The organism is Chryseobacterium sp. RU33C (genome assembly GCF_900156015.1).
Taxonomy (GTDB): Bacteria; Bacteroidota; Bacteroidia; order Flavobacteriales; family Weeksellaceae; genus Chryseobacterium; species Chryseobacterium candidae.
The window spans coordinates 72,036-92,888 of sequence record NZ_FTMT01000004.1 but is presented as its reverse complement, the minus strand read 5'-3'; the positions used below and the strand labels follow the sequence as shown (position 1 = coordinate 92,888).

Annotated in this window: 23 protein-coding genes and 2 tRNA genes; 16 read left to right on the top strand and 9 right to left on the bottom strand. The window is 36.5% G+C overall.

The window, feature by feature from the left end; genetic code table 11:
• Positions 1-8 precede the first annotated feature (8 nt).
• The 7 genes from BW946_RS05255 (at position 9) to BW946_RS05225 (ending at position 4,581) form a co-directional block, all read left to right on the top strand.
• Positions 9-668, top strand: coding sequence for a hypothetical protein (locus BW946_RS05255; RefSeq protein ID WP_076595158.1), 660 nt, complete (start codon positions 9-11; stop codon positions 666-668).
• A 143-nt stretch (positions 669-811) separates the two neighbouring features.
• The gene (locus tag BW946_RS05250; protein WP_076595157.1) at positions 812-2,125 is read left to right on the top strand and encodes a 2TM domain-containing protein; all 1,314 of its coding nucleotides are present in this window, start codon (positions 812-814) and stop codon (positions 2,123-2,125) included.
• 4 nt (positions 2,126-2,129) lie between these two features.
• The gene (locus BW946_RS05245; RefSeq protein WP_076595156.1) at positions 2,130-2,435 is read left to right on the top strand and encodes a 2TM domain-containing protein; all 306 of its coding nucleotides are present in this window, start codon (positions 2,130-2,132) and stop codon (positions 2,433-2,435) included.
• A 45-nt stretch (positions 2,436-2,480) separates the two neighbouring features.
• Positions 2,481-3,050 carry a methyltransferase family protein gene (locus BW946_RS05240; protein ID WP_076595155.1) on the top strand — a complete coding sequence of 190 codons (570 nt, stop codon included), beginning with the start codon at positions 2,481-2,483 and terminating at the stop codon, positions 3,048-3,050.
• A 123-nt stretch (positions 3,051-3,173) separates the two neighbouring features.
• Complete coding sequence (locus tag BW946_RS05235) at positions 3,174-3,470, top strand: 2TM domain-containing protein (protein ID WP_076595310.1); 297 nt, start codon at positions 3,174-3,176, stop codon at positions 3,468-3,470.
• 31 nt (positions 3,471-3,501) lie between these two features.
• The gene (locus BW946_RS05230) at positions 3,502-3,777 is read left to right on the top strand and encodes a 2TM domain-containing protein (RefSeq protein WP_076595154.1); all 276 of its coding nucleotides are present in this window, start codon (positions 3,502-3,504) and stop codon (positions 3,775-3,777) included.
• Positions 3,778-3,837: 60 nt separating this feature from the next.
• Complete coding sequence (locus tag BW946_RS05225; RefSeq protein ID WP_081906405.1) at positions 3,838-4,581, top strand: LytR/AlgR family response regulator transcription factor; 744 nt, start codon at positions 3,838-3,840, stop codon at positions 4,579-4,581.
• 91 nt (positions 4,582-4,672) lie between these two features.
• Here BW946_RS05225 and BW946_RS05220 read toward each other — a convergent pair whose 3' ends face one another.
• Together BW946_RS05220 and BW946_RS05215 are read right to left on the bottom strand one after the other, a co-directional pair.
• Complete coding sequence (locus BW946_RS05220; protein WP_076595153.1) at positions 4,673-5,899, bottom strand: DUF6051 family protein; 1,227 nt, start codon at positions 5,897-5,899, stop codon at positions 4,673-4,675.
• Between the two features lie 186 nt (positions 5,900-6,085).
• The gene (locus BW946_RS05215) at positions 6,086-6,982 is read right to left on the bottom strand and encodes a hypothetical protein (protein ID WP_076595152.1); all 897 of its coding nucleotides are present in this window, start codon (positions 6,980-6,982) and stop codon (positions 6,086-6,088) included.
• A 113-nt stretch (positions 6,983-7,095) separates the two neighbouring features.
• On the opposite strand from BW946_RS05215, the gene BW946_RS05210 reads away from it, so the two are divergent.
• Complete coding sequence (locus tag BW946_RS05210; protein ID WP_076595151.1) at positions 7,096-7,824, top strand: glycine-rich domain-containing protein; 729 nt, start codon at positions 7,096-7,098, stop codon at positions 7,822-7,824.
• Between the two features lie 14 nt (positions 7,825-7,838).
• A complete protein-coding gene (locus tag BW946_RS05205) occupies positions 7,839-8,189 on the top strand; it encodes a hypothetical protein (protein ID WP_076595150.1) in 351 nt (116 codons plus the stop codon).
• Positions 8,190-8,252: 63 nt separating this feature from the next.
• Here the strand turns inward: BW946_RS05205 and BW946_RS05200 are convergent, their stop codons facing one another.
• A complete protein-coding gene (locus BW946_RS05200) occupies positions 8,253-8,462 on the bottom strand; it encodes a hypothetical protein (protein WP_076595149.1) in 210 nt (69 codons plus the stop codon).
• Positions 8,463-8,585: 123 nt separating this feature from the next.
• Entirely contained in the window at positions 8,586-9,773 is a 1,188-nt protein-coding gene (gene mnmA, locus BW946_RS05195) for a tRNA 2-thiouridine(34) synthase MnmA (protein ID WP_076595148.1), read from the bottom strand.
• Between the two features lie 192 nt (positions 9,774-9,965).
• Here mnmA and BW946_RS05190 point away from each other — a divergent pair, with 192 nt between their 5' ends.
• Entirely contained in the window at positions 9,966-10,493 is a 528-nt protein-coding gene (locus tag BW946_RS05190) for a hypothetical protein (protein WP_076595147.1), read from the top strand.
• 114 nt (positions 10,494-10,607) lie between these two features.
• On the opposite strand, the gene BW946_RS05185 is transcribed toward BW946_RS05190, so the two are convergent.
• Entirely contained in the window at positions 10,608-13,145 is a 2,538-nt protein-coding gene (locus BW946_RS05185) for an ATP-dependent Clp protease ATP-binding subunit (RefSeq protein WP_076595146.1), read from the bottom strand.
• A gap of 152 nt (positions 13,146-13,297) precedes the next feature.
• Between BW946_RS05185 and BW946_RS21630 the strand changes: the two genes are divergently transcribed.
• From BW946_RS21630 to BW946_RS05165, 4 genes are read left to right on the top strand one after another with little or no spacing between them, the layout of a single operon-like run.
• A complete protein-coding gene (locus BW946_RS21630) occupies positions 13,298-13,522 on the top strand; it encodes a uroporphyrinogen decarboxylase (RefSeq protein WP_076595145.1) in 225 nt (74 codons plus the stop codon).
• Positions 13,522-14,619, top strand: a complete 1,098-nt coding sequence (locus BW946_RS05175; protein WP_076595144.1) for a glycosyltransferase — start codon at positions 13,522-13,524, stop codon at positions 14,617-14,619. The genes BW946_RS21630 and BW946_RS05175 overlap by 1 nt, the downstream gene beginning before the upstream one ends.
• A gap of 44 nt (positions 14,620-14,663) precedes the next feature.
• Positions 14,664-15,083: a SufE family protein gene (locus tag BW946_RS05170; RefSeq protein WP_076595143.1), complete on the top strand. Its 420-nt coding sequence runs from the start codon at positions 14,664-14,666 to the stop codon at positions 15,081-15,083.
• Positions 15,084-15,133: 50 nt separating this feature from the next.
• A complete protein-coding gene (locus BW946_RS05165; RefSeq protein WP_076595309.1) occupies positions 15,134-16,057 on the top strand; it encodes a glycosyltransferase family 9 protein in 924 nt (307 codons plus the stop codon).
• Here BW946_RS05165 and BW946_RS05160 read toward each other — a convergent pair.
• The 4 genes from BW946_RS05160 to BW946_RS05145 form a co-directional block, all read right to left on the bottom strand.
• A complete protein-coding gene (locus tag BW946_RS05160; protein WP_076595142.1) occupies positions 16,047-17,168 on the bottom strand; it encodes a hypothetical protein in 1,122 nt (373 codons plus the stop codon). The genes BW946_RS05165 and BW946_RS05160 overlap by 11 nt on opposite strands.
• Positions 17,169-17,283: 115 nt before the next feature.
• Positions 17,284-17,358: transfer RNA gene (locus tag BW946_RS05155), tRNA-Val, on the bottom strand.
• A 33-nt stretch (positions 17,359-17,391) separates the two neighbouring features.
• Positions 17,392-17,466 (bottom strand) — tRNA-Val (locus BW946_RS05150).
• Positions 17,467-17,508: 42 nt separating this feature from the next.
• Positions 17,509-18,753: a bifunctional folylpolyglutamate synthase/dihydrofolate synthase gene (locus BW946_RS05145; protein WP_076595141.1), complete on the bottom strand. Its 1,245-nt coding sequence runs from the start codon at positions 18,751-18,753 to the stop codon at positions 17,509-17,511.
• Positions 18,754-18,936: 183 nt separating this feature from the next.
• On the opposite strand from BW946_RS05145, the gene BW946_RS05140 reads away from it, so the two are divergent.
• Positions 18,937-20,259 carry a TolC family protein gene (locus tag BW946_RS05140; RefSeq protein ID WP_076595140.1) on the top strand — a complete coding sequence of 441 codons (1,323 nt, stop codon included), beginning with the start codon at positions 18,937-18,939 and terminating at the stop codon, positions 20,257-20,259.
• A 1-nt stretch (position 20,260) separates the two neighbouring features.
• Positions 20,261-20,851, top strand: a complete 591-nt coding sequence (locus BW946_RS05135) for a SprT-like domain-containing protein (RefSeq protein ID WP_076595139.1) — start codon at positions 20,261-20,263, stop codon at positions 20,849-20,851.
• Positions 20,852-20,853: the final 2 nt, after the last annotated feature.

The window sequence follows — 20,853 nt, the reverse complement described above, 5'->3', positions numbered from 1 at the left end:
TTGATATCATGAAAAAATACCTTTTAAGCTTTGCTTTAGCTTTTGTAAGTTTAACTGCTTTTGCACAGGCAGATTATGACAAAATAATGTCTGAAAAAATAGCTAGAATTGAAACCTGCAAAACCTCAGAAGATTTCCAGACTCTGGCGAATGATTTCCAGAGAATAGGAAGTAAAGAAAGCACAAAATGGCTTCCGGCTTACTATGCTGCATTTTCTTATATCCAAAAAGGAAGAACCCTGATGAGAGACGGAAAAATGCAGGAATTGGATGGTATTGCAGACCAGGCAGAGAAGCATCTCTCAATGGCTCAGAATCTTGCAGGAACTGATAATGCAGAAATTCACCTGCTGAGAAAAATGTCTTATTCTCTGAGAATGATGGTGAATCCAGCACAGCGTTATATGACAGATGGCGCAAGAGCTGCTGAGGAAATGAGTATTGCGGAGAAATTAGATCCTTCGAATCCGAGAATTGCGCTGATCAAAGCAGAAGATGTCTATTTTACTCCCGAACAGTACGGAGGCAGCAAAACCAAAGGATTGGAGATGTTTAAAGCGGCTCAGGCAAAATTTAACACCTATAAACCCAAAACGGCTTTAGATCCAAACTGGGGAAAGGGAGAAGCTGATTATTTCTTAAGCTTACCGGTAGAAAAAGCAAAATAGTTTTCTCCATATTTCACTTACAAACCAACCTTCATTCGCGTGAAGGTTTTTTAATACCATTCGGAAAGGAAAATCAGCCCTTCGGTAACAATTAATTTTTGATACCTTTAATAAAAACTAATTTTGAGTCAAGAAAACAGATCATGAAACGGAAAAACTTTATCGTACTATTCTGGATATCACTTGCAGTCTCCATGTTTTTCTTTTTTGTCTTTACAGAAGAAAAGAACCTTGAAAACTTTTTGTATACAATACTCATTTCTTTTATTTATTCCTTTGTGCTGGGAGGAGGAAATGGATTGCTGAACAGTTTTCTGAATAAGAAAATTCCGTGGTCTGAAGCTACCACCAAAAGGGCCGTTATCAGTATCATTTCAATTATTGTGGCCAATTTTGTGCTGGTCTATTTTTGCAATTATGTCAATTTTGTACTTATTCAGAAAGCGGCTACTACAGAAGAGTTTTTCCTTGGAAAATATAATTTCCTGAATTGGTTTACCATCAATATTGCATTGCTGATATCCGCATTTCTTCATGCCAGAAGTTTCATGGAAGAACTGAAAAAGACTTCCAAAAAAGAAGTAGTGGAACAGAAGCTTATCGCCAAATCTGCTAATGCCCAGTTTGAAAGTTTAAAGAACCAGCTGGATCCCCATTTCCTTTTCAATTCATTGAATGTTTTAAGCTCTCTGATTGATGAAAATCCAAAACAGGCACAAAAGTTTACGGCTTCAATGTCAAAGATTTACCGATATGTACTTGAACAAAAAGATAAAGAACTGGTAACGGCAGAAGATGAAATAGAATTTGCAAAAACCTATTGCGATCTTTTGAAAACAAGGTTTGAAGACAGTGTGGACTTTAGTTTTGATGTTGCCAAAGAAGACTATCAGAAATACGTTGTTCCATTAGCTTTGCAGCTATTGTTGGAGAACTGTATCAAGCACAATTTTGCAACATCATCAAGACCTTTGATCATTAGAATTTTTTCAGATGGAAATACCCTCTGTATTGAAAATAATCTTCAGGCAAGAGAACAGATCAAGGAAAGCTCGGGAATTGGTCTTGCTAATATCGTACAGCGTTATTCCCTTCTTACAGAACGAAATGTCTTCATCGAAAAATCCGAAGATCATTTTAAAGTAAAACTTCCAATGCTTATAACTAAGCCGCATATTTCCAGCTCGAAACCAGAGGATGATTCAGCTGCTTATAAACGGGCACAAAAGAGAGTAAAAGAGATTAAGAGTTTTTATATGAACCTGATTTCTTACTGTACGGTAAGCGCTTTTTTAATCTTTATTAACCTTTTTACAAGCAGTAGAAATCACTGGTTCTGGTTTCCTGTACTGGGATGGGGAATAGGTGTTGCTTCTCATGCATTTCAGGTGTTTGGAGTAGGAGAATCATGGCAGGAAAAGAAGATTCGTGAAATTATGAACAAACAAAAAAAATAGGCTTATGGAAACATTTGACGAAAACGATATGGATTATCAACGGGCAAGAAGACAGGTAGAAAGACTGCGTGGATTTTATGGACATTTATTCGCTTATATCGCAGTGAATGCCCTGATTGTTGTCTATAATTGTATGCATCTGAAGCCCGGCGAAAGCTATTTTCAGTTTAAAAACTTTTTTACGGCAACTTTCTGGGGAATAGGGCTTGCTGCACATGCGGTTACCGTTTTTCTGCCCCGTGTTAATTTTATCAAAAAATGGGAAGATAAGAAGATCAAGGAACTGATGGATAAACAGAAAGATCACTAAATAAATTATCTTTTTCAAAATACTTTTAACTTTAAATTTGTTGAAATGAATGCTTTATCAATTCTATTCTACATTTCAATGGCCGCTTGGTTTATCACGGAATTCCTTTACAAGAACATGTTGAAATCCGGTAAAGAAGATCAGAAAAACAAAGATAAATCTACACTGAATATCTTATGGCTGGCCATTCCTTTTTCCATTGCAAGTTCAGTATTTGTGTCTTATCAGACTCATTTTCCAATAATTGACGGCATCTGGATTTTATATCTGGGTGAACTTTTTATTCTTATCGGGATTCTTGTCAGATATGTGATCATCAGATCTTTGGGAAAATATTTTACAGTAGATGTTACTATCAGACAGGATCATAAAATTAAAAAAGAGGGATTTTATAAATATCTGAGACATCCTTCCTATGCTTTTTCTCTACTGACTTCTTTGGGTCTCGGTTTGTATTTAAATAACTGGCTTTCATTGATCTTTGCTTTTTTACCTCCGTTTTTGGCCTTCGCCTACAGGATTAAGATTGAAGAACAGGCTTTGACAGAACAGTTTGGAGATGAGTATATTGAATACAGAAAAAGTACTAAAAAATTAATTCCGTTTATCTATTAATGACAGGTTTTTACAGTTCAGATAGGATAATCTACCGTTCGGTCATATAAAATTGATTTGTGGTACTTTCCTGAGCTACCTTTGACTCAAGAAAAAACAAATCAACCTCTTAAAAAAAACATTATGAAAATTTTACCTGACAAAGAAACAATTGCTTACAGAAAAGCTTCAAGAAGAGTGAAAGATCTGAAAGAATTTTATGGAAATCTTACCTCTTACTGCATCATTATTCCTTTTTTAGCAATACTGAACATTATAACTGCTCCCGGATATTTATGGTTTTTATGGCCTGCACTGGGATGGGGAGTAGGAATTGCATTTCATGCCATAAGCGTATTCGGAATTGGTAAAAGCTGGGAAGAAAGAAAAATAAGAGAGCTTATGGAGAAAGATGAAAAACAGAAAATAAAAACACTATAAACAATAATCATAACTAAAAACATATACAATCATGGATTACGAAACAGCCTCTGAAAGAACGAATAGTATCAGAAAATTCTATAAAAGCATTTTTATATTTGCCCTGTTTGCCGTTCTGATCATTCCTGATGATATTTTTGGTGAAAAAATTATTCATTTGAGTTTATTTGACAGGTATACCATCCTTGCAATCTGGGCATTTATTATTCTCATAAAAGCAGCAAAACTATTTCTTTTTGATTCTGAATGGGAAAATAATATGATTGAAAAAGAACTCAGGAAAGATAAAAGAACGATAAAGTATTAAAATGTATCCACTTTTATCTACCTTTATTTTCCAAAATCTGAAAACCAAAATTTAAACTCAATGATCAAAACTGTCATTATAGAAGACGAAAAACCTGCTTCAAGGAAACTGGAGAGAATGCTGAATAACTTTCCTGAAATAGAGATAGTTGCTAAAATAGAATCAGTGGAAGAAGGAGTTGCCTGGTTTTCTGAAAACGAACATCCACAGCTGATCTTTTCCGATATTGTTTTAGGAGACGGACTGTCTTTTGATATCTTTGAAAAAGCTCCTACCAAAGGTTTCATCATCTATACGACAGCCTTTGACCAATATACCCTGAAAGCTTTTAAGCTGAACAGCATTGATTATCTCTTAAAACCCATTCTTGATGAAGACCTGGAAGGAGCAGTGGAGAAATTTAAATCCTTCATTCCTGCCAATGACACCAATGGCTCTCAGGATATCAAACAGTTAATCCGAAAAGAAAAATCTACCCTTTCCAGAGTGCTTGTAAAAATAGGCTACAACCTTAAGATTATTCAGACTCACGAAATAAGCTGCTTTTTCAGTGAAAATAAAATCGTTTATCTTCAGACGGAAGACCGTACTTATCCATCAGATTTTACGCTTGATGAGTTGGAAGATGTTCTGGATACGAAAAAGTTTTTCCGGGTGAACAGACAGTTCATTATCAGTTCGGATTATATCAAAAATATTCATACCTCGCCTTATTATAAAGTGGATCTTGAATTTCAGCCGGAAGAGGAAATTACGGTCAGCAGAGACCGTGTGAAAGATTTTAAAGACTGGTTGGTCAGTTGATAAGTATTAACCTAAAAACATACACCATGGATCTCATATTATTATTCTTTAAACTATTCCTTACCCTCTTTTATCCCTGAAAAATCCATCATCAGGAATTATAAAAATCACTGGCCGACTGTACAAACTGGTGAAATGCTTCCGTAACTTCTTTTGAATGTTTATGGGTAAGCGGAAACGGAACCATATGGGAATACTCAAACGGAAAATCTTTGATTTCAATGTCTACATTGATATTCCTGTAGCCGCCCCGCAGCGTATTGAGAGCTTCTATAGGAGGAGCAACACTGTCTTTTTCCAAAACATAGGCTTTGATCTGAGATTGGATTTCCTGAATTCTTTCTTCTCTTTCTTTCTGAAAATAATTGTAGCGCAGCATTTTTTTAAACCAGCTTTCCTGTGGATGCAACGATTCATTCTGATAATGTTTAAGACGTGGATCCGATTTAAAATCAGCGCTCAGCAATTCCGTAAAAACAGACTGCATTTTAACGGTTGCCTGGGTATCCATGATATATTTTGAGATAGGAAACATCCTGTCGATCGTCATTCCTCCACAAAAACAAAACACTTTTGAACGGGTAAAATACTGATTCGGATCAGCCATTTTGATAATTAAAGAAAGAAATGATCCTATAGAATAGCCAAATAAATCCAGATTTGCTTCTGGAGAAATACTTTTGATTTTACCGTTTTTAATACTTTTTACCACCTCAGTAATATCCGAATATGTCTGAAGTCCGGACCAGAAAATTCTTTGTGGATGAGCTTCCAGTCTGGAACTTATGGCTGCATTCACGTAAGAGTAATTCATGTTTTCCGGATATTTTTTCTTTCTGAAATTAACCACTTCCATCATATGATGGCGGTCACTCCAGATAGGGTCTGCACGGTCCATATGAAATGCAATGGGGAACAAAATGATAGCCTTTTGTGTTCTTTGAGCCAGTTCATATGCCCATGGCAGGTATTTATCCCATTTCTTTTCATTCAGTCCATGAAAGAAAAACAGAGCTTCCTCGGCTGTTTCAGTATCTGCCCGCTTCAGAATATGATACTCAAACCTTTTATTGCATTCAATATCATAATCTTTGATGTCTACAGCAGGTTGGTTGTAAAAGAGATAGCCGTTTTTGTTGATTTCGAGGGTTTGCTGATGTTTGCTGCAATGCTGATTTTCTGAGCCATAAAGAAGGTCACAAACCTTGGATTCAAAAGGGACTGATTCAATGCTTACATTCAGTTCTTTGAGTTTAGGACTGCTTTTTCCGGAATCAAAATGCTTTTTCAAAACTTCATACAATTCATAATATTCCATAGCACTGCGATTGAAAGGTTCATATTTAGAACTATCAATTTAGATAAAAATTGCGGTAATCAATTGATTTTTAAGAGTTAAATGTATTCTAGACATAGAAGAATTATAATTAACCCCGAAATAAAAATATTTCAGGGGCGTTATATATATTGATGATGATGTTTATTGTTGAGTTTTTTTTAAAAACTATCTGTAATCAATCCGGCTAGATTCCGTATCTTCAAGTTGTTTAATGATAGATTCAGGGATTTCATCACTGTCAATGGGAAAACTGATGGAATCAGAAATAAAGCTTTTTCTGTCGGCTTTTCTGAAAATTTCAAACAAGGCAATCGGTTCCTGATTGAAGCTAATGCAGGTGCTTATAAAGTGGATTTCGTGGAGTTTATAATCCGGGTTCTTAAGTTTTTCTTTACTATCCTTTATCCTTGAAATGAAATGTCTCTGGCGGATAAATGTATTGCTGTTCATTATGATAAAAACATAATCTGAATAAGCGGTTACCTTTCCGAAATACTTATGGTGATCACCACCGCTTCTTTCAATAAAATATTCTCCGGTGGTTTCAGACTTATAAATTTCCATCGCAGAACGCCATATACGGTCTTCTTTTGCCATCAAAGGATTATCGGGCAGATTTCTGTTATAAGAATACCAGCAGCCTACTAAACGGTCTAAAAGAGCGGTGTTCAGATTAATCTTATTCATGTCAATTCTGAGATCGTTAAAATTGAATGCTTCTGTATTAGAATTGATGAAATCGATATAATTGGAATACCCCAGAACTTTCACAATTAAACTCAGCTTGGCGAGATTGGGCCTGCTCAGAACTGAATTTTCGTTCTGTCTGAATTTTTTCAGTTTATTGATGATCAGATGCTCATACAGATAATTTGTTCCCAGAAGATCTGGCTCTTTTTTGATCTCTTTTTCTGAATGATCCTTGATAATCAGATCATTCAGTTCAGCACTGATATAAGACCATTCAGTTTTTGTAACATCTTCCCAATGGTTTTTCTTTAAAAATTGCCGGCTTAAGAAATTCATGAGCTTCTCAAGATGCAGAATATCTTCCTTTTTCATGGTATATATTATAAGACTAATCTAAGATTTTTATCAAACCAAAAAAGACTTTTGAGAGACTTTTATATTGTATAATCCATTGATATTTGAATAGAAAAACAAAAATCAAAACAATGGAAACAAAAATGATAGTAAAAGATGAGTGCCTCTGGAGCCGGATACAGGCATTTTCCCTTGATGCTCCCGGGGCTGATTTCCCTTTCTCAAAAAAACTGGCCAAAGAAGAAGGCTGGAGTCTTGATTTCGCAAGAAAAGCAATTGAAGAATACAAAAAGTTCGTGTATCTCTGCTGTATTCTTCCCCATGGAGCTTCTCCCAGTAAAATTGTGGATAAAGTATGGCATATGCATCTGATCTACACCCAGAATTATTGGGAGGAATTTTGTCCCCACATCTTAAAAAGACCGCTTCATCATCATCCTTCGAAAGGTGGATTCGCAGAGAAAGAAAAACATCAGAAATGGGTTGAAGATACTTTAGCAAGTTATCGGCAGGTTTTCCGGCAAGAAGCGCCCCAAGAAATCTGGAAAGAAATTAAGAAAAAATCTAAAGTACAATCCTGGCTGAGAAAAATGGCCTTCTTAGCCCCAATATTTGTGTCACTGCTTTTATTGTCGTGTACAGAAGGAGATAACTTTTCAGGGTTAATGGTTATTGGAGTTGTATTCGGGATTATTTTCATTCTGGGAACTATTGTTTCAATTATAGGAGATCAGGAGTTTTCTGACGCTAACAGAAAAGATAAGCAAAATAATGACGGAGGAAGTTGTGGTGGCTCAAGCTGCAGCGGAGGAGATGGTTGTGGAGGCGGCTGCGGTGGTTGCGGAGGCTGTGGAGGATAATAAAACTAACCATTATGAAAAAATTCATCATTCATTCAGTTCCGGTTGTGATAGGCTTTATATGGCTTATGGCAGTCCATCAGACATTTAATCCGGTTATTCTTAAAGGACCTGACTTTTTGAAGTTCTATCTCATTCTGGTTCCAGGATTTTATGCTTCGCTTTTCATTCTAAAAACTTTGAAAGGAGCTATTTCAGGTACGACACATTATTTCGCAGGATTTATTTTCCTCTTAGGAATTATCAAGCTTATCAGAGGAGTTATGCTGGGAAGGCCTGTTGGATTTCTTTTGATGATCTTAATAACAGAATGTATTGTTACATTGATTTTTATCTCAAGTCATGTCAATGAAAAGATAAAGTAAAATTCATTATTAAAAACAAACCCGAAACAAAAATGTTCCGGGCTTTATAATGTTTGTTTGATATTAAATATCTTTCTTTTCTTCTTTTACCTGCTGATAGCCATATTTTCGAACCATAACGGAAGTCAGGACTACTAAAATAAGACTGATCGCGATATTGGATTTTTCCGGATGCACAATGGCCTGATAAAAATTATAACCGAAAATAGCGGATACAAGTGCAATCAGAATATTGTTTACATAAGCATACTGGTTTTTTGCAGATGTTTTCATATTAGTATTTTTATTTACTCAGTAAGTATGAGAACAAAAAAAACGTTACAGAAAATTTTTAAAAAAATTATTTTCTTTAAAAAACAATTTCGATGTAGTTAAAACCTCTTCATTCAAAAACTCTTATGAAATCACGCCGCTACCGATCAATTCCTCATCGATATACCATGAAGCAAACTGTCCTTCGGCAATAGCAGACTGAAGCTCGTCAAATTCAATATAAAAAGCATTCTCAAACTGATATAACGTCGCTTTCTGCAAAGGCTGTCTGTATCTGAATCTTGCCATTACTTCCATAGATCCTCCGTTCTGAAGTCTCATATCTTCACGAACCCAGTGCAGTTCAGAATTGTCAATTTTCAAAGCTTTTTTATGAAGTCCAGGAAAATGGCTTCCTTCTCCTACGAAAAGAATGTTGTTTTCCATATCTCTGGAGATGATAAAACAGCTTTCTTTGTGCCCGCCTATACCAAGACCTTTACTTTGTCCGATCGTGAAAAACTGGGCTCCCTGATGTTTCCCGATAACTTTTCCGTCAGATTTTTTATAATTGATTTTTCTTGATAAAAACTCAAGTTCTTCTTCTTTGGAGGTGAAATCAGGTTTTTCTTCCGAAAATAAAGGAGAATCTTTGAAAATTTCTACAATTTCCCCTTCGTTAGGTTTTAATTGCTGTTGTAAAAACTGAGGAAGACTGACTTTTCCGATAAAACATAACCCCTGAGAATCTTTTTTATCTGCTGTTACCAGCCCGATTTCTTTTGCAATTTCTCTTACCTGAGGTTTTGTAAGTTCTCCAATCGGGAATAACGCTTTTGAAAGCTGATCCTGACTTAGCTGACAAAGGAAATAAGACTGGTCTTTATTGTTGTCTTTTCCTGCCAGAAGGTGGAAGATTTCTTTACCGTTTTCATCAAAAGTAGAATTTACCCTTGCATAATGTCCTGTTGCTACTTTATCTGCTCCTAAAGACATTGCGGTCTTCATAAAAACATCAAATTTTACTTCTCTGTTACACAATACATCAGGGTTGGGAGTTCTGCCTTTTTCATATTCGGCAAACATATAGTCAACAATGCGTTCCTTGTAAAGTTCACTCATGTCGATCACCTGGAAAGGAATTCCAAGCTTTTGTGCCACCATAAGGGCATCATTACTGTCCTCAATCCATGGACACTCATCTTCTAATGTGACGGAAGCATCGTTCCAGTTTCTCATGAATAAAGCCACTACCTCATGGCCTTGCTGCTGCAGCAAATATGCTGTAACACTAGAATCTACACCTCCGGAGAGGCCTACTACTATTTTCATTGTATTTCAATTTTACGAAACTCTTAACGGGAGTTCTTAGTTTGATGCGGCAAAAATACAACTAAATAGATTCGTAAAAAAACCATAATTTTAAACATTGATAAAAACGATAGTGTCTTAAGCCCTTTTTTATCAACCTCTCTGCAGCCGGAAACAGACGAGAGCATAATTGTAAGACCAAAAATATAACATATGAAAAAGTTTATTATTTCTATGATGCTGATATCTTCAGGGTCAGTTTTTTCCCAAATTTCAGCAGGTACGCCGATGCAGGAAAACAGTAAGTGGACATTTGGAGGTGGCATTGGATTAGGATTTGGAAGCAACAGCGCGTTTAATCTGTCCGCATCACCAAGAGTAGGTTACAGGTTTACGAATGATTTTGAAGGCGGAGTCTTAGGGAGTGTTTCGTGGCAGACTTCTGATTATTATAAATCCACCATGTTTGGAGTAGGTCCTTTTGTGAATTACTACTTCGCCAGATCATTTTATGTAGGAGCCAACTATCAGCATTATTTTGTTGATTATAAAGATAAATACTACGATTATAAATATAATACAGAAGAGAATGCCTTGTATTTGGGCGGAGGATATATGCAGCGAATTGGAAATAACTCTTTTATGCAGCTGGGTTTAATGTATAACGTGCTATGGAAGCAGAATTCCAGCGTATTTTCCAGCGGCCTGATCCCGAATATTGGTTTTGTGGTAGGGCTTTAGCAGGTTTAATCAGAAAAATAAAATTCATTCGGCTTTAGCCTAAACCTAGAAAAACAAAAATCCCCGGGAAAATTTCCCAGGGATTTTCTATTTGAAATTTGCTTTCTTATTTAATTAAGATTGAGAAGATTTCTCTGCAGCTGATTTTTTCGTTTTCTGCGTTTTCCCGATCAATCCGTCTTTTGCTTCATTAAGGTCAAGAACTACGGTTTCTCCTTCGCTCAATTGCTTGTTTACCAGCATTTCTGCCAATAAGTCTTCAATATACTTCTGGATGGCACGTTTCAATGGTCTTGCTCCGAAATCTTTATCCCATCCTTTTTCAGAAATAAAGTCTTTTGCTTCTTCAGTAAGATCTACTTTATATCCTAATTTTTCAAGTCTGCCATAAAGTTTATTCAGTTCAATATCAATAATTTTCTTGATATCATCCTGTACAAGAGAGTTGAAGATCACAATATCATCAATTCTGTTTAAGAATTCCGGTGCAAATGCTTTTTTAAGGGCATTTTCAATAGTGCTTCTCGCTCTTGAGTCTGAAGTGGTTTTCTTCGCAGAAGTTCCGAATCCTACACCGTCTCCGAAATCTTTAAGATCTCTTGTTCCGATGTTTGAGGTCAGAATAATGATGGTATTTCTAAAATCAATTTTTCTTCCTAAGCTGTCTGTAACGTGTCCTTCATCCAGAATCTGTAACAGAATATTGAATACATCCGGGTGAGCTTTTTCAATCTCATCCAAAAGAACCACTGCGTAAGGCTTTCTTCTTACTGCTTCTGTCAGCTGACCACCTTCTTCGTATCCAACGTATCCCGGAGGCGCACCTACTAATCTCGAAACCGCGAATTTCTCCATGTATTCACTCATGTCAATTCTGATCAGAGATTCATCGGATTCAAAAAGCTCTCTTGCCATTACCTTAGCCAATTCGGTCTTACCAACCCCTGTTGTTCCAAGGAAAATAAAGGTACCTATAGGGCGGTTAGGATCTTTAAGACCTGCTCTGTTTCTTTGGATAGCCTTAACGACTTTCTTCACAGCATCTTCCTGACCGATTACTTTTCCGTTCAGCTTCTCATCCATTTGGGCCAATTTGTCAAGCTCGTTCTTACCAACTTTCGTTACCGGAACACCGCTCATCATAGAAACCACTTCCGCTACATTTTCTTCTGTTACGGTTTCTTTTTTCTCTTTTACATCCTTATCCCATTTTTCCTGCGCCGAATTCAGTTCCATCTGAAGACGTTCTTCCTCATCTTTCAGCTTTCTGGCTTCCAGATAGTCCTGAGCTTTTACTGCTTTTTGTTTCAGTTCTTTGATATCTTCGATTTTCTTTTCAAAATCAATGATTTCTGTAGGAACTTTCATGTTTTTGATATAAACACGTGATCCGGCTTCGTCCATTGCATCAATCGCTTTGTCCGGTAAGAAACGGTCTGTAATATATCTCGATGTCAGATTGACACAAGCCAGAATTGCTTCCGGAGTATAGATTACATTATGATGTTCTTCATATTTATCTTTGATCTGGTTCAGGATCTGAACAGTTTCATCAATAGAAGTAGGTTCCACCATTACTTTCTGGAATCTTCTTTCCAAAGCTCCGTCTTTTTCAATATACTGACGGTATTCATCCAGTGTAGTGGCCCCGATGCATTGAATTTCTCCTCTTGCCAAAGCCGGTTTGAACATATTGGAAGCATCTAAACTTCCTGTAGAACTTCCCGCACCTACAATGGTATGTAGCTCATCAATAAATAAGATGACATCTCTGTTTTTCTCCAGTTCCGTCATAATGGCCTTCATTCTTTCCTCAAACTGACCACGATATTTAGTTCCGGCCACTAAACTTGCCAGATCTAAAGTGATCACACGTTTTCCGTAAAGAACTCTGGACACTTTTTTCTGTTGAATTCTTAATGCTAAACCTTCAGCAATGGCAGATTTACCAACTCCCGGCTCCCCGATAAGAAGAGGGTTGTTCTTCTTTCTACGCGATAAGATCTGAGAAACTCTCTCAATTTCTTTTTCACGCCCGATCACCGGGTCCAGTTTTCCATCTCTGGCCAAAGAAGTAAGGTCTCTACCAAAGTTATCCAAAGTAGGCGTTTTACTTTTTGCAGAACCTAGATTTCCTGTAGGCTTTCTCATTTGCTCAAATTCTTCTCTCTCATCATCATCGTCATAAGCACTCATCTGAGGAGACTGGCCTGAATTTTTAAGCATAGTCTGGTATTCTCTTGAAACTCCTTCGTAGTCGATGTCATAAGCTCCCAGAATATTTGAAGTAGGGTCCTCATATTTATAAAGAATACCTAAAAGCAGGTGAACGGTATTAATTTCATTGCTTTTATATTGGCGGCATTCTAACTCTGCACGTTTAATGGCATGATCTGCCATCTTGGTGAAAGAAATATTGGTAACCTCTTCAGAAATAGGATTTAGACTTGCTGTATTTAAAGTTTCAATTTTTCTTCTGATTTGTGTTAAATCCGCATTAAGGTTTTGAAGGATTTCTTTTGCAGAGTTTTCCGTTTTTATAATACCTAAAAGTAGATGTTCTGTATTAAGAAATTCACTTTTCAGCCTTTTAGCTTCGCTTTTGCTTTGTTTGAACACCTGGCTCAAACCTTGTGAAAACTTATAATCCATAATATATCTCATTAGAACAAAGGCAGCATTACCTTTTATTCATTATCTAAATTACAAATATTTTACCAAAAAACAATTAATGACTTTATGGCAGAAAAAATTTTATTATCTTATTGAAAATGATTAAGTTTGTTCTCCTTAAATTTCCCCCCATGAATACTGAAATTACTAATTACATCGGCTATTCTGCTTCTCTTTTTATCGTATTGAGTTTCATACTGAAAGATGTAAGAAAAATAAGAGTGGTCAATATGATTGGCTGTATTTGTTTTGTCATTTATGGTATCTTTAATGGAATGCTTTGGCCGGTTATCATACCAAACGGGCTTATTTGTTTCATTCAAATCTATTATTTAATGCTAGATAAGAAAGATTGATGAGGAAAAAAATAATTACTTCTGCTTTTAGTAATCTGTATACTGACCAACGGATAGAGAAGGTATGCAAAACCCTTTTTGACAACGGATATTCTATAGAACTGATCGGTAACGACTGGGAAGGAAATGAAAAAATGGAGCGTCCTTACTCTTTTTCAAGGATCAGCTTAAAGTCTAAAAGTTTAAAGACCGCTTATTTTGAATTCAACTGGAAATTATATAAAGAGCTGAAGAAAAAAGCGGACAAAGATACGATCCTTCATGCCAATGACATTGATGCACTTCTGCCAAATTATCTCATTGCCAGAAAACTGAACATTCCGCTAGTCTTTGACAGCCATGAAATTTTCACGGAAATGCCATCGGTTCAGAACAGATTTTCGCAAAAATTCTGGAGAGTGCTAGAGAGAAAGCTCGTTCCTCACATGGATTTGATGATGACAGAAAGTGAAAGCTACGCAGAATGGTTTCATGAACAATACAATGTGAATCCGGTAGTGGTTAGAAATATTCCGAGAAAAATTCTTTCTGCACCGGAAATTCCCGATAATAAGCCTAAAATTATTCTGTATCAGGGAGCAATTAATCAATCCAGAGGTATAGAAAAAATGATTTTGGCAATGCATCATATTAAAGATGCTGTCCTGAAAATTGCAGGTGACGGACCAAAGAAAAAAGAATATGAGGAACTTGTTATTCAGGAAAAACTGCAGGATAAAGTATTTTTCCTGGGTAAGCTGAAACCGGAAAATCTTAGGGAAATAACCAAAACTGCTGATGCGGGATTCAGTCTTGAAGAAAACAACGGGGTAAGCTACTATTATTCGCTTCCCAATAAGGTTTGTGATTACATACAGTCTAGAGTACCGCTTGTGATGATTAATTTTCCGGAGATGCAAAGGATAAAAAATCAATTTAATGTAGGAGAAATTATTCCGGATCATCAGCCTGAAACCATTGAGAAAGCAATTAATCTTGTTCTTCATAGGGGAAGACAGTATTATCAAAGTGAATTAAATAAGGCAGCAGATGTTTTTTGCTGGGAGAATGAAGAAACAAAAATCTTGCAGCTTTTTGAAAAAGCATCCGGTAAATAATTTTTACAAAATTGGTTATCTTTGCAAAAGAAATTTGATTTAAAATGACCATTAAAGAAAAACAGCAGGAAATAATAGACGAATTCGCTTTTCTTGACGATTGGGAGCAAAAGTATGAGTACATCATTGATCTTGGAAAAGAACTGAAAGGCTTACCGGATGATAAGAAAACAGAAGAAAATCTTATTAAAGGCTGCCAGAGCAAAGTTTGGATTGATGCTGAATTTAAAGAAGGGAAACTTTTCTTTAATGCAGATTCTGATGGTATTTTACCCAAAGGTATCGTTTCTCTATTAGTGAGTATTTACAGTGGACATTCCACTCAGGAAATCCTGGATTCTGATTTTGATTTTATCGGAGAAATAGGACTACAGGAATTTCTTTCACCTTCCAGAGCTAACGGGCTGATGGCGATGACAAAGCAGATCAAGTTTTATGCAGTTGCTTACCAGCTGAAATCATAATCGTGACCAGAATTTTAGCATATCGTTTTTCCGCATTCGGAGATGTTGCAATGACAGTACCTGTTTTCAGAGAATTTCTGGAGCAGAATCCCGGTGTGGAAATTATTATGGTTTCCAGGAAAAACTTTGAGTCTCTGTTTGCGGGAATTTCCAATGTAACTTTTAAGGGAATTGATCTGGATGATTACAAAGGTCTTTTTGGATTGAGAAAACTGAGTAATGAACTGATCCGTGAATTTAATCCTGATTGTATTGCCAACCTCCATGATGTAATCCGAACCAAGGTTTTAGACAGAATATACAGACGAAAAGGACTTAAGGTCTTCAAAATAGATAAAGGGAAAGAGGAAAAAGAACATCTTACGGATGTATGGAATCTGGAAAAGGTTCAGCTTAAAAAAACGGTAGAACGTTACGCTGATGTTTTTCGTGAAATGGGATTCAGTATTGAACTTTCTCATCAATTAAGGCCGGTTTCGGAGCAGAAATCAGGAATAGGGTTCGCTCCTTTTGCCCAGCATAAGGGAAAAATGCTTCCTTTGGAGAAGTCGTATGAGCTGGTAAGAATTCTGGCTCGGAAACATACGGTGTACTTCTTTGGAGGAGGTAAAAAAGAAACCGAAACCCTTGAAAAATGGGAAGAAGAGATTCCTAATACAAAAAACCTTGCCGGAAAATTAAATCTTACAGAAGAACTTAATTATATTGCCGGATTAGAACTGATGATTTCCATGGATTCTGCCAATATGCACCTTGCAAGTCTTGTAGGAACGCGATGTGTTTCTATTTGGGGAGCAACTCACCCTTATGCCGGATTTTTAGGATTTGGACAGAGCGAAGAAGATGCGGTTCAGGTGAAAGATCTGAGCTGCAGGCCATGTTCCGTTTTTGGAGATAAAGAATGTTACAGAGGCGACTGGGCCTGTCTTGAAGAATTTAATATTCAGAAAGTTGTGGACAGGGTTAATTTTTAAAAATCAGCTTTATTATTTCTTCGGCTTTAGCTTTATCAGAGTGGCTTGTTTCTAAAATATTCTTTCTTTTTTCCGTTTCATGATAGTCTTTTTCAGCTGAGGTAATAATATGCTGGCGGATTTGCCTCATATCAGTACCATACAGGCATAAATTTGTTAAAACAGGATCATCCGTAATATTACCATTAATAATTACAAAACGGCTGTTGTAAAGCGTATTGAAAAGCTTCACCTTTGTTCCTGAATTCTGGTAAGAAATCAAAATATTGGCATGAGCAGCTTCCAGAAGACGATAAAGGTTTTCTGTAGTTTCAATAGGAGTGAGGCTGATATTCTCAACTGCCGAAATCTTGCTTTTAATATCTTCACTGGCCCGATCTGAGGCGACAACCAGTTTATATTGGGGAAGCGTTTTAAATAACTCAATAGTCTCATTCAATGCTCTTTTATTGTCCGCAGTGGTGAGATCTCCGTGAAAAAGAAAATAACTTCCTTTTTTATCCAGTTGCTTTACGGATGGGTTGCCGTGGAAAATATGAATCAAATGTGCATTCTTTGAATAGGATTCAACTTCATGATACTCTTTTTCAGACAAGCAGAATACGGCTTCGAATTTCTTTAAAAGCTTTTTCTGATATCCTGTATATTTTAAAGATTCAATGGTGTAGATGATCTTTTTAAATAGATTTTTTTCTGACCCGGAAAGGCCTTTATAATATTCAGCTTCGTTGTTGTGAAGGCGAAGATAGAGTTTTTGGTTATTCTCTTTCAGAAACCGGATAATATGCGTTGTCTGTAAACCCTCGAACAAGATCGGAGCTTTATTCTTTTCCAGGTTTTTAAGAAGGGCTTTAGAATCTCTGATAGCTGCAGCGAAAGGTGTTCCTGAAAAATAGAGGAGTGGATTCTTTCTCTTTTGATAAAAAAACAGATTTTCCGTAATCGCTTTGACCTCCGGATCAATCTTATGAGGGATTTGATCTACAAAACAGTGAAGGTGAATTTTTATTCCCAGATCAGACAAGGCCTTAATCTTATAAAATACATCAATGATCCCACCATAAGAAGGAGGGTAGGGATAATTGAATGATATGAGATGGAGTTCCTTCACGTCAGGCGAAATTCAAATGCAGACAAAGGTAAATAAATATAAGGAAAGCGCAGGACGCTTTTAAATGCTTAGGGATAAAAATAAAAAAATCTCCCTTAAAAAAGAGAGATTTCTGTGGGTCCTGAGGGATTCGAACCCCCGACCCTCTGGGTGTAAACCAGATGCTCTGAACCAACTGAGCTAAGAACCCGAATTTTTTTGAAAGGTTTCGTTTCCTTTTCTGTGGGTCCTGAGGGATTCGAACCCCCGACCCTCTGGGTGTAAACCAGATGCTCTGAACCAACTGAGCTAAGAACCCTCTAGACTTGTTCTCTTGTTTAGAGTGGTGCAAATATACGACTTATTCTTTAATCTCCAAATTTTTTTCCAAAAAATCTCCCACTACAAAGTTGCTTCCGCCAATAAAAATCATTTCTTCATTTGTACATTGTTCTTTTGCAGCGAGATACGCTTCCTGCACGGAATCAAAAATTTTATAAAAAATTTTCGCCTCCTGAAGCATGTTTTCATAATCTTCCGGGTGTCTTCCCCTGTGGACAGACGGTTTTGCAAAATAGAACTCAGAATTTTCAGGAAGCATTTTCATTACATCATCTATTTTTTTGTCATTCACAAATCCCAAAATGACATGCTTGTGCCTCTCAATTGAATTTAATTGTGAAAAAACATACTCCAAACCTGCCTGATTGTGCCCCGTATCACAAATCGTAAGCGGATGTTGTGAAAATTCAAACCAACGGCCAATAAATCCTGTATTCTGATGCACATGGAGAAGTCCTTTTTCCAATGCTCCGTCAGAAATCTCTATTTCCTGTTTTCTTAATTCTTCTACCGCGGCCATTACAACTCTGATGTTCTTTTTCTGATAGTTTCCTTTCAGATCAGATTCCAGATCTGTATTAATAAGAGTAGCATCTACAAATGGAGCATTTTCTTTCGTTGCTTTTTCCTGAAGGATATTTTTAACGGCTTCGTTCTCGTCCCCGGAAACAATTGGGATATTGCTTTTAATTATCCCAGCTTTCTCCGTGGCAATTTCTTCGATGGTATCTCCAAGAATATTCTGATGATCCAGCTGTACATTGGTAATAGCCGAAATCAATGGTTTAATAATATTGGTAGAATCCAGTCTTCCTCCCAATCCTACTTCAATAATGGCAAAATCTACCTGCTGCTGATAAAAATATTCAAAAGCCATGATGGTTGTAAATTCGAAGAAAGAGGGACGGATATATTCCGGAATCGTTTTCAGCTTTTGAATAAAATCAAAGACAAATTCTTTATTACAATTTCTTCCATTCACTTTAATGCGCTCTGTGAAGTCTATAAGGTGTGGGGAATTGTACAATCCGGTTTTATAACCAGCTTCCTGAAGAACCGATGCCAGCATATTGCTTGAAGAACCCTTTCCATTGGTGCCGCCAATGTGAATACACTTTATTTTATCCTGAGGATTTCCAAAAAAAGCACAAAGCTTTGTTATGTTGTCAAGCCCAGGTTTATAAGCTTTCTGTCCATCTATCTGATAGTTGGGCATCTGTACGAAAAGCCAATCGATAGCTTCCTGATATTGTTCATTTGTCATGGTACAAAATTCCCAAAAGTTTTTTTAAAATAAAATATAATTTTTCAATCTGTAACTTTTTTATATTTAATTCGTCTAATATTGAAAAATCTTAATATGAAATCGCTCTGATTTGTAAATACAAATATTGCTTAATATGATGCGATTCCATATGGCCATTAAAAACAAATAAACATATACAATATGAAAAAAGTTTGGATCATCGTTTTTGGATTAGGTTATCTGGGTTTAAGTGCTCAGAAGAAATGGTCCTTAAAAGAATGTGTAAGCTATGCAGTGGAGCATAATCTTCAGGTTATCCAAAATCAGTATAACAAACAAAACCAGGAATATAATCTTAAAGCAGCCCAAAAAGAGTATTTACCTTCTGTATCAGCTAGTGTTACAAATGGAGTAAGTTTTGGGCAAGGCTCATTAGGAGCAGGAAGCTTTAGAAACGATAGATTCAATAACAATGTTGGTCTGGGAGCCGATATTCTGCTCTATAATAATGGTAGATTAGAGAAAAATGTAAGAAAAGCCCAGTTTGATGTAGAAGCAAGTCAATATGACATTGAAACCATTAAAAATGATATCTCTCTTCAGATCGCTCAACAATATCTGAACACCTTATTGAATAAAGAGATCGTTAAAATTTCTCAGAGTGCCGTGGATAATGCTCAGAAACAGTTTGACAGAGCTAAGATCACAACTCAGGTTGGAACAACTGCGCAGACGGTTCTGGCAGAGGCTGAAGCGGCATTGGCAAGAGAAAAACAAAACCTTAAAACAGCAGAAGTAAATGTTGGACGCGCTTTGTTTGCTATTGCTCAGCTATTACAACTGTCAGATTATAAGGGTTTTGATGTTGAAGATGTGAATGTTCCGGAAAAACTTGATTTACAGCTTAATACTGTAGATGAAGTGCTTGCAACGGCGTATGATATACAACCCCAGATCAAAGCGGCCGAAAGCCGGATAAGATCTGCAGAAGCGCAAACTGAGGTAAGTAAAACGGCATTCTGGCCTACGTTGACAGCCAATGCTGGTCTTAATACTTTTTATAACAGGCAGTTTGATGCTATGCCGGGTGTTGTGCAGGGAACTTTTTTTGAACAATATAAAGATCAGTTCGGACAAAATGTAGGGGTATCACTTAATATTCCTATCTTCAATAAAGGGAAAACAAAACTTCAGGTAGAGCAGTCCAAAATCAACGAAAGCATAGCCAAAAATACCTTAGAGCAACAGAAACAGACGGTAAGACAAAATGTTCAGAAAGCTCAGTTTGATGCTGATGCCAATTATGAAACGTATATGGCGGCAGTGGAAGCTGAAAAAAGCTCTAAACTGGCTCTTGATTTTGCAGATAAAAGTTATGCTGCCGGTAAAACCACTATCTATGACGTCAACGTGGCGAGAAATAATTATGCAAATGCACGGGGATCAGTAGCGCAGGCAAAATATAATTATCTTTTTAGTCTTAAACTATTGAATTTCTATGCAGGAATTCCATTAAGTTTGTAAAATGCCAATTCAATCATTAGAAAAATACTTACCTCAAAATACACTTAAATATTTAAGAATCTGGTTTGCAGATTACTATATACATATAAAAGTTACAAGGAACAGAAATTCAAAACTTGGGGATTACAGAAAGCTTCCGGACAATTCTCATGAAATTACGGTAAATTCTACTCTTACTCCGCAGCTTTTTTTCTTTGTGCTTACTCACGAGCTGGCACATCTGATTGCTTTCGAAAAATATGGAAGAAGAATCTCGCCTCATGGCAACGAATGGAAAGAAACTTTCAGAAATATGCTTCTGGAAAGTCTTGAAATTTATGATGAAGAGCTGAAGCCTATCATCATAAAGTTTTCAAAATCACCCAAAGCCAATTTTATGGCAAGCCCTGATCTGGTAAGATATTTCCATACTGAGAAGCAGGATGATACTCTGCAATTTATCGAGGAACTTAAAAAGGGCGAATTTTTTATCTATCGCAACGAAAAGTATTTATTAGAAGGTCTGGTTAAAAAAAACTATCTTTGTAGGAACCTGGCTACTGGAAGGAAGTATTCTTTTAAGCCTTTAGCGAGGGTAGAAAAATGTAGCTAAGA

Bases quoted from the DNA above. Each gene is read 5' to 3' on its own strand.
- BW946_RS05210 (WP_076595151.1), top strand. From the start codon at position 7,096: ATGGAAACAAAAATGATAGTAAAAGATGAGTGCCTCTGGAGCCGGATA.
- BW946_RS05140 (WP_076595140.1), top strand. From the start codon at position 18,937: ATGAAAAAAGTTTGGATCATCGTTTTTGGATTAGGTTATCTGGGTTTA.
- BW946_RS05170 (WP_076595143.1), top strand. From the start codon at position 14,664: ATGACCATTAAAGAAAAACAGCAGGAAATAATAGACGAATTCGCTTTT.
- BW946_RS05175 (WP_076595144.1), top strand. From the start codon at position 13,522: ATGAGGAAAAAAATAATTACTTCTGCTTTTAGTAATCTGTATACTGAC.
- BW946_RS05145 (WP_076595141.1), bottom strand. From the start codon at position 18,753: ATGACAAATGAACAATATCAGGAAGCTATCGATTGGCTTTTCGTACAG.
- BW946_RS05245 (WP_076595156.1), top strand. From the start codon at position 2,130: ATGGAAACATTTGACGAAAACGATATGGATTATCAACGGGCAAGAAGA.
- BW946_RS05225 (WP_081906405.1), top strand. From the start codon at position 3,838: ATGATCAAAACTGTCATTATAGAAGACGAAAAACCTGCTTCAAGGAAA.
- BW946_RS05230 (WP_076595154.1), top strand. From the start codon at position 3,502: ATGGATTACGAAACAGCCTCTGAAAGAACGAATAGTATCAGAAAATTC.
- BW946_RS05185 (WP_076595146.1), bottom strand. From the start codon at position 13,145: ATGGATTATAAGTTTTCACAAGGTTTGAGCCAGGTGTTCAAACAAAGC.
- BW946_RS05240 (WP_076595155.1), top strand. From the start codon at position 2,481: ATGAATGCTTTATCAATTCTATTCTACATTTCAATGGCCGCTTGGTTT.
- BW946_RS05215 (WP_076595152.1), bottom strand. From the start codon at position 6,982: ATGAAAAAGGAAGATATTCTGCATCTTGAGAAGCTCATGAATTTCTTA.
- BW946_RS05190 (WP_076595147.1), top strand. From the start codon at position 9,966: ATGAAAAAGTTTATTATTTCTATGATGCTGATATCTTCAGGGTCAGTT.
- BW946_RS21630 (WP_076595145.1), top strand. From the start codon at position 13,298: ATGAATACTGAAATTACTAATTACATCGGCTATTCTGCTTCTCTTTTT.
- BW946_RS05250 (WP_076595157.1), top strand. From the start codon at position 812: ATGAAACGGAAAAACTTTATCGTACTATTCTGGATATCACTTGCAGTC.
- BW946_RS05255 (WP_076595158.1), top strand. From the start codon at position 9: ATGAAAAAATACCTTTTAAGCTTTGCTTTAGCTTTTGTAAGTTTAACT.
- BW946_RS05205 (WP_076595150.1), top strand. From the start codon at position 7,839: ATGAAAAAATTCATCATTCATTCAGTTCCGGTTGTGATAGGCTTTATA.
- BW946_RS05235 (WP_076595310.1), top strand. From the start codon at position 3,174: ATGAAAATTTTACCTGACAAAGAAACAATTGCTTACAGAAAAGCTTCA.
- BW946_RS05165 (WP_076595309.1), top strand. From the start codon at position 15,134: ATGACAGTACCTGTTTTCAGAGAATTTCTGGAGCAGAATCCCGGTGTG.
- BW946_RS05135 (WP_076595139.1), top strand. From the start codon at position 20,261: ATGCCAATTCAATCATTAGAAAAATACTTACCTCAAAATACACTTAAA.
- mnmA (WP_076595148.1), bottom strand. From the start codon at position 9,773: ATGAAAATAGTAGTAGGCCTCTCCGGAGGTGTAGATTCTAGTGTTACA.
- BW946_RS05220 (WP_076595153.1), bottom strand. From the start codon at position 5,899: ATGGAATATTATGAATTGTATGAAGTTTTGAAAAAGCATTTTGATTCC.
- BW946_RS05200 (WP_076595149.1), bottom strand. From the start codon at position 8,462: ATGAAAACATCTGCAAAAAACCAGTATGCTTATGTAAACAATATTCTG.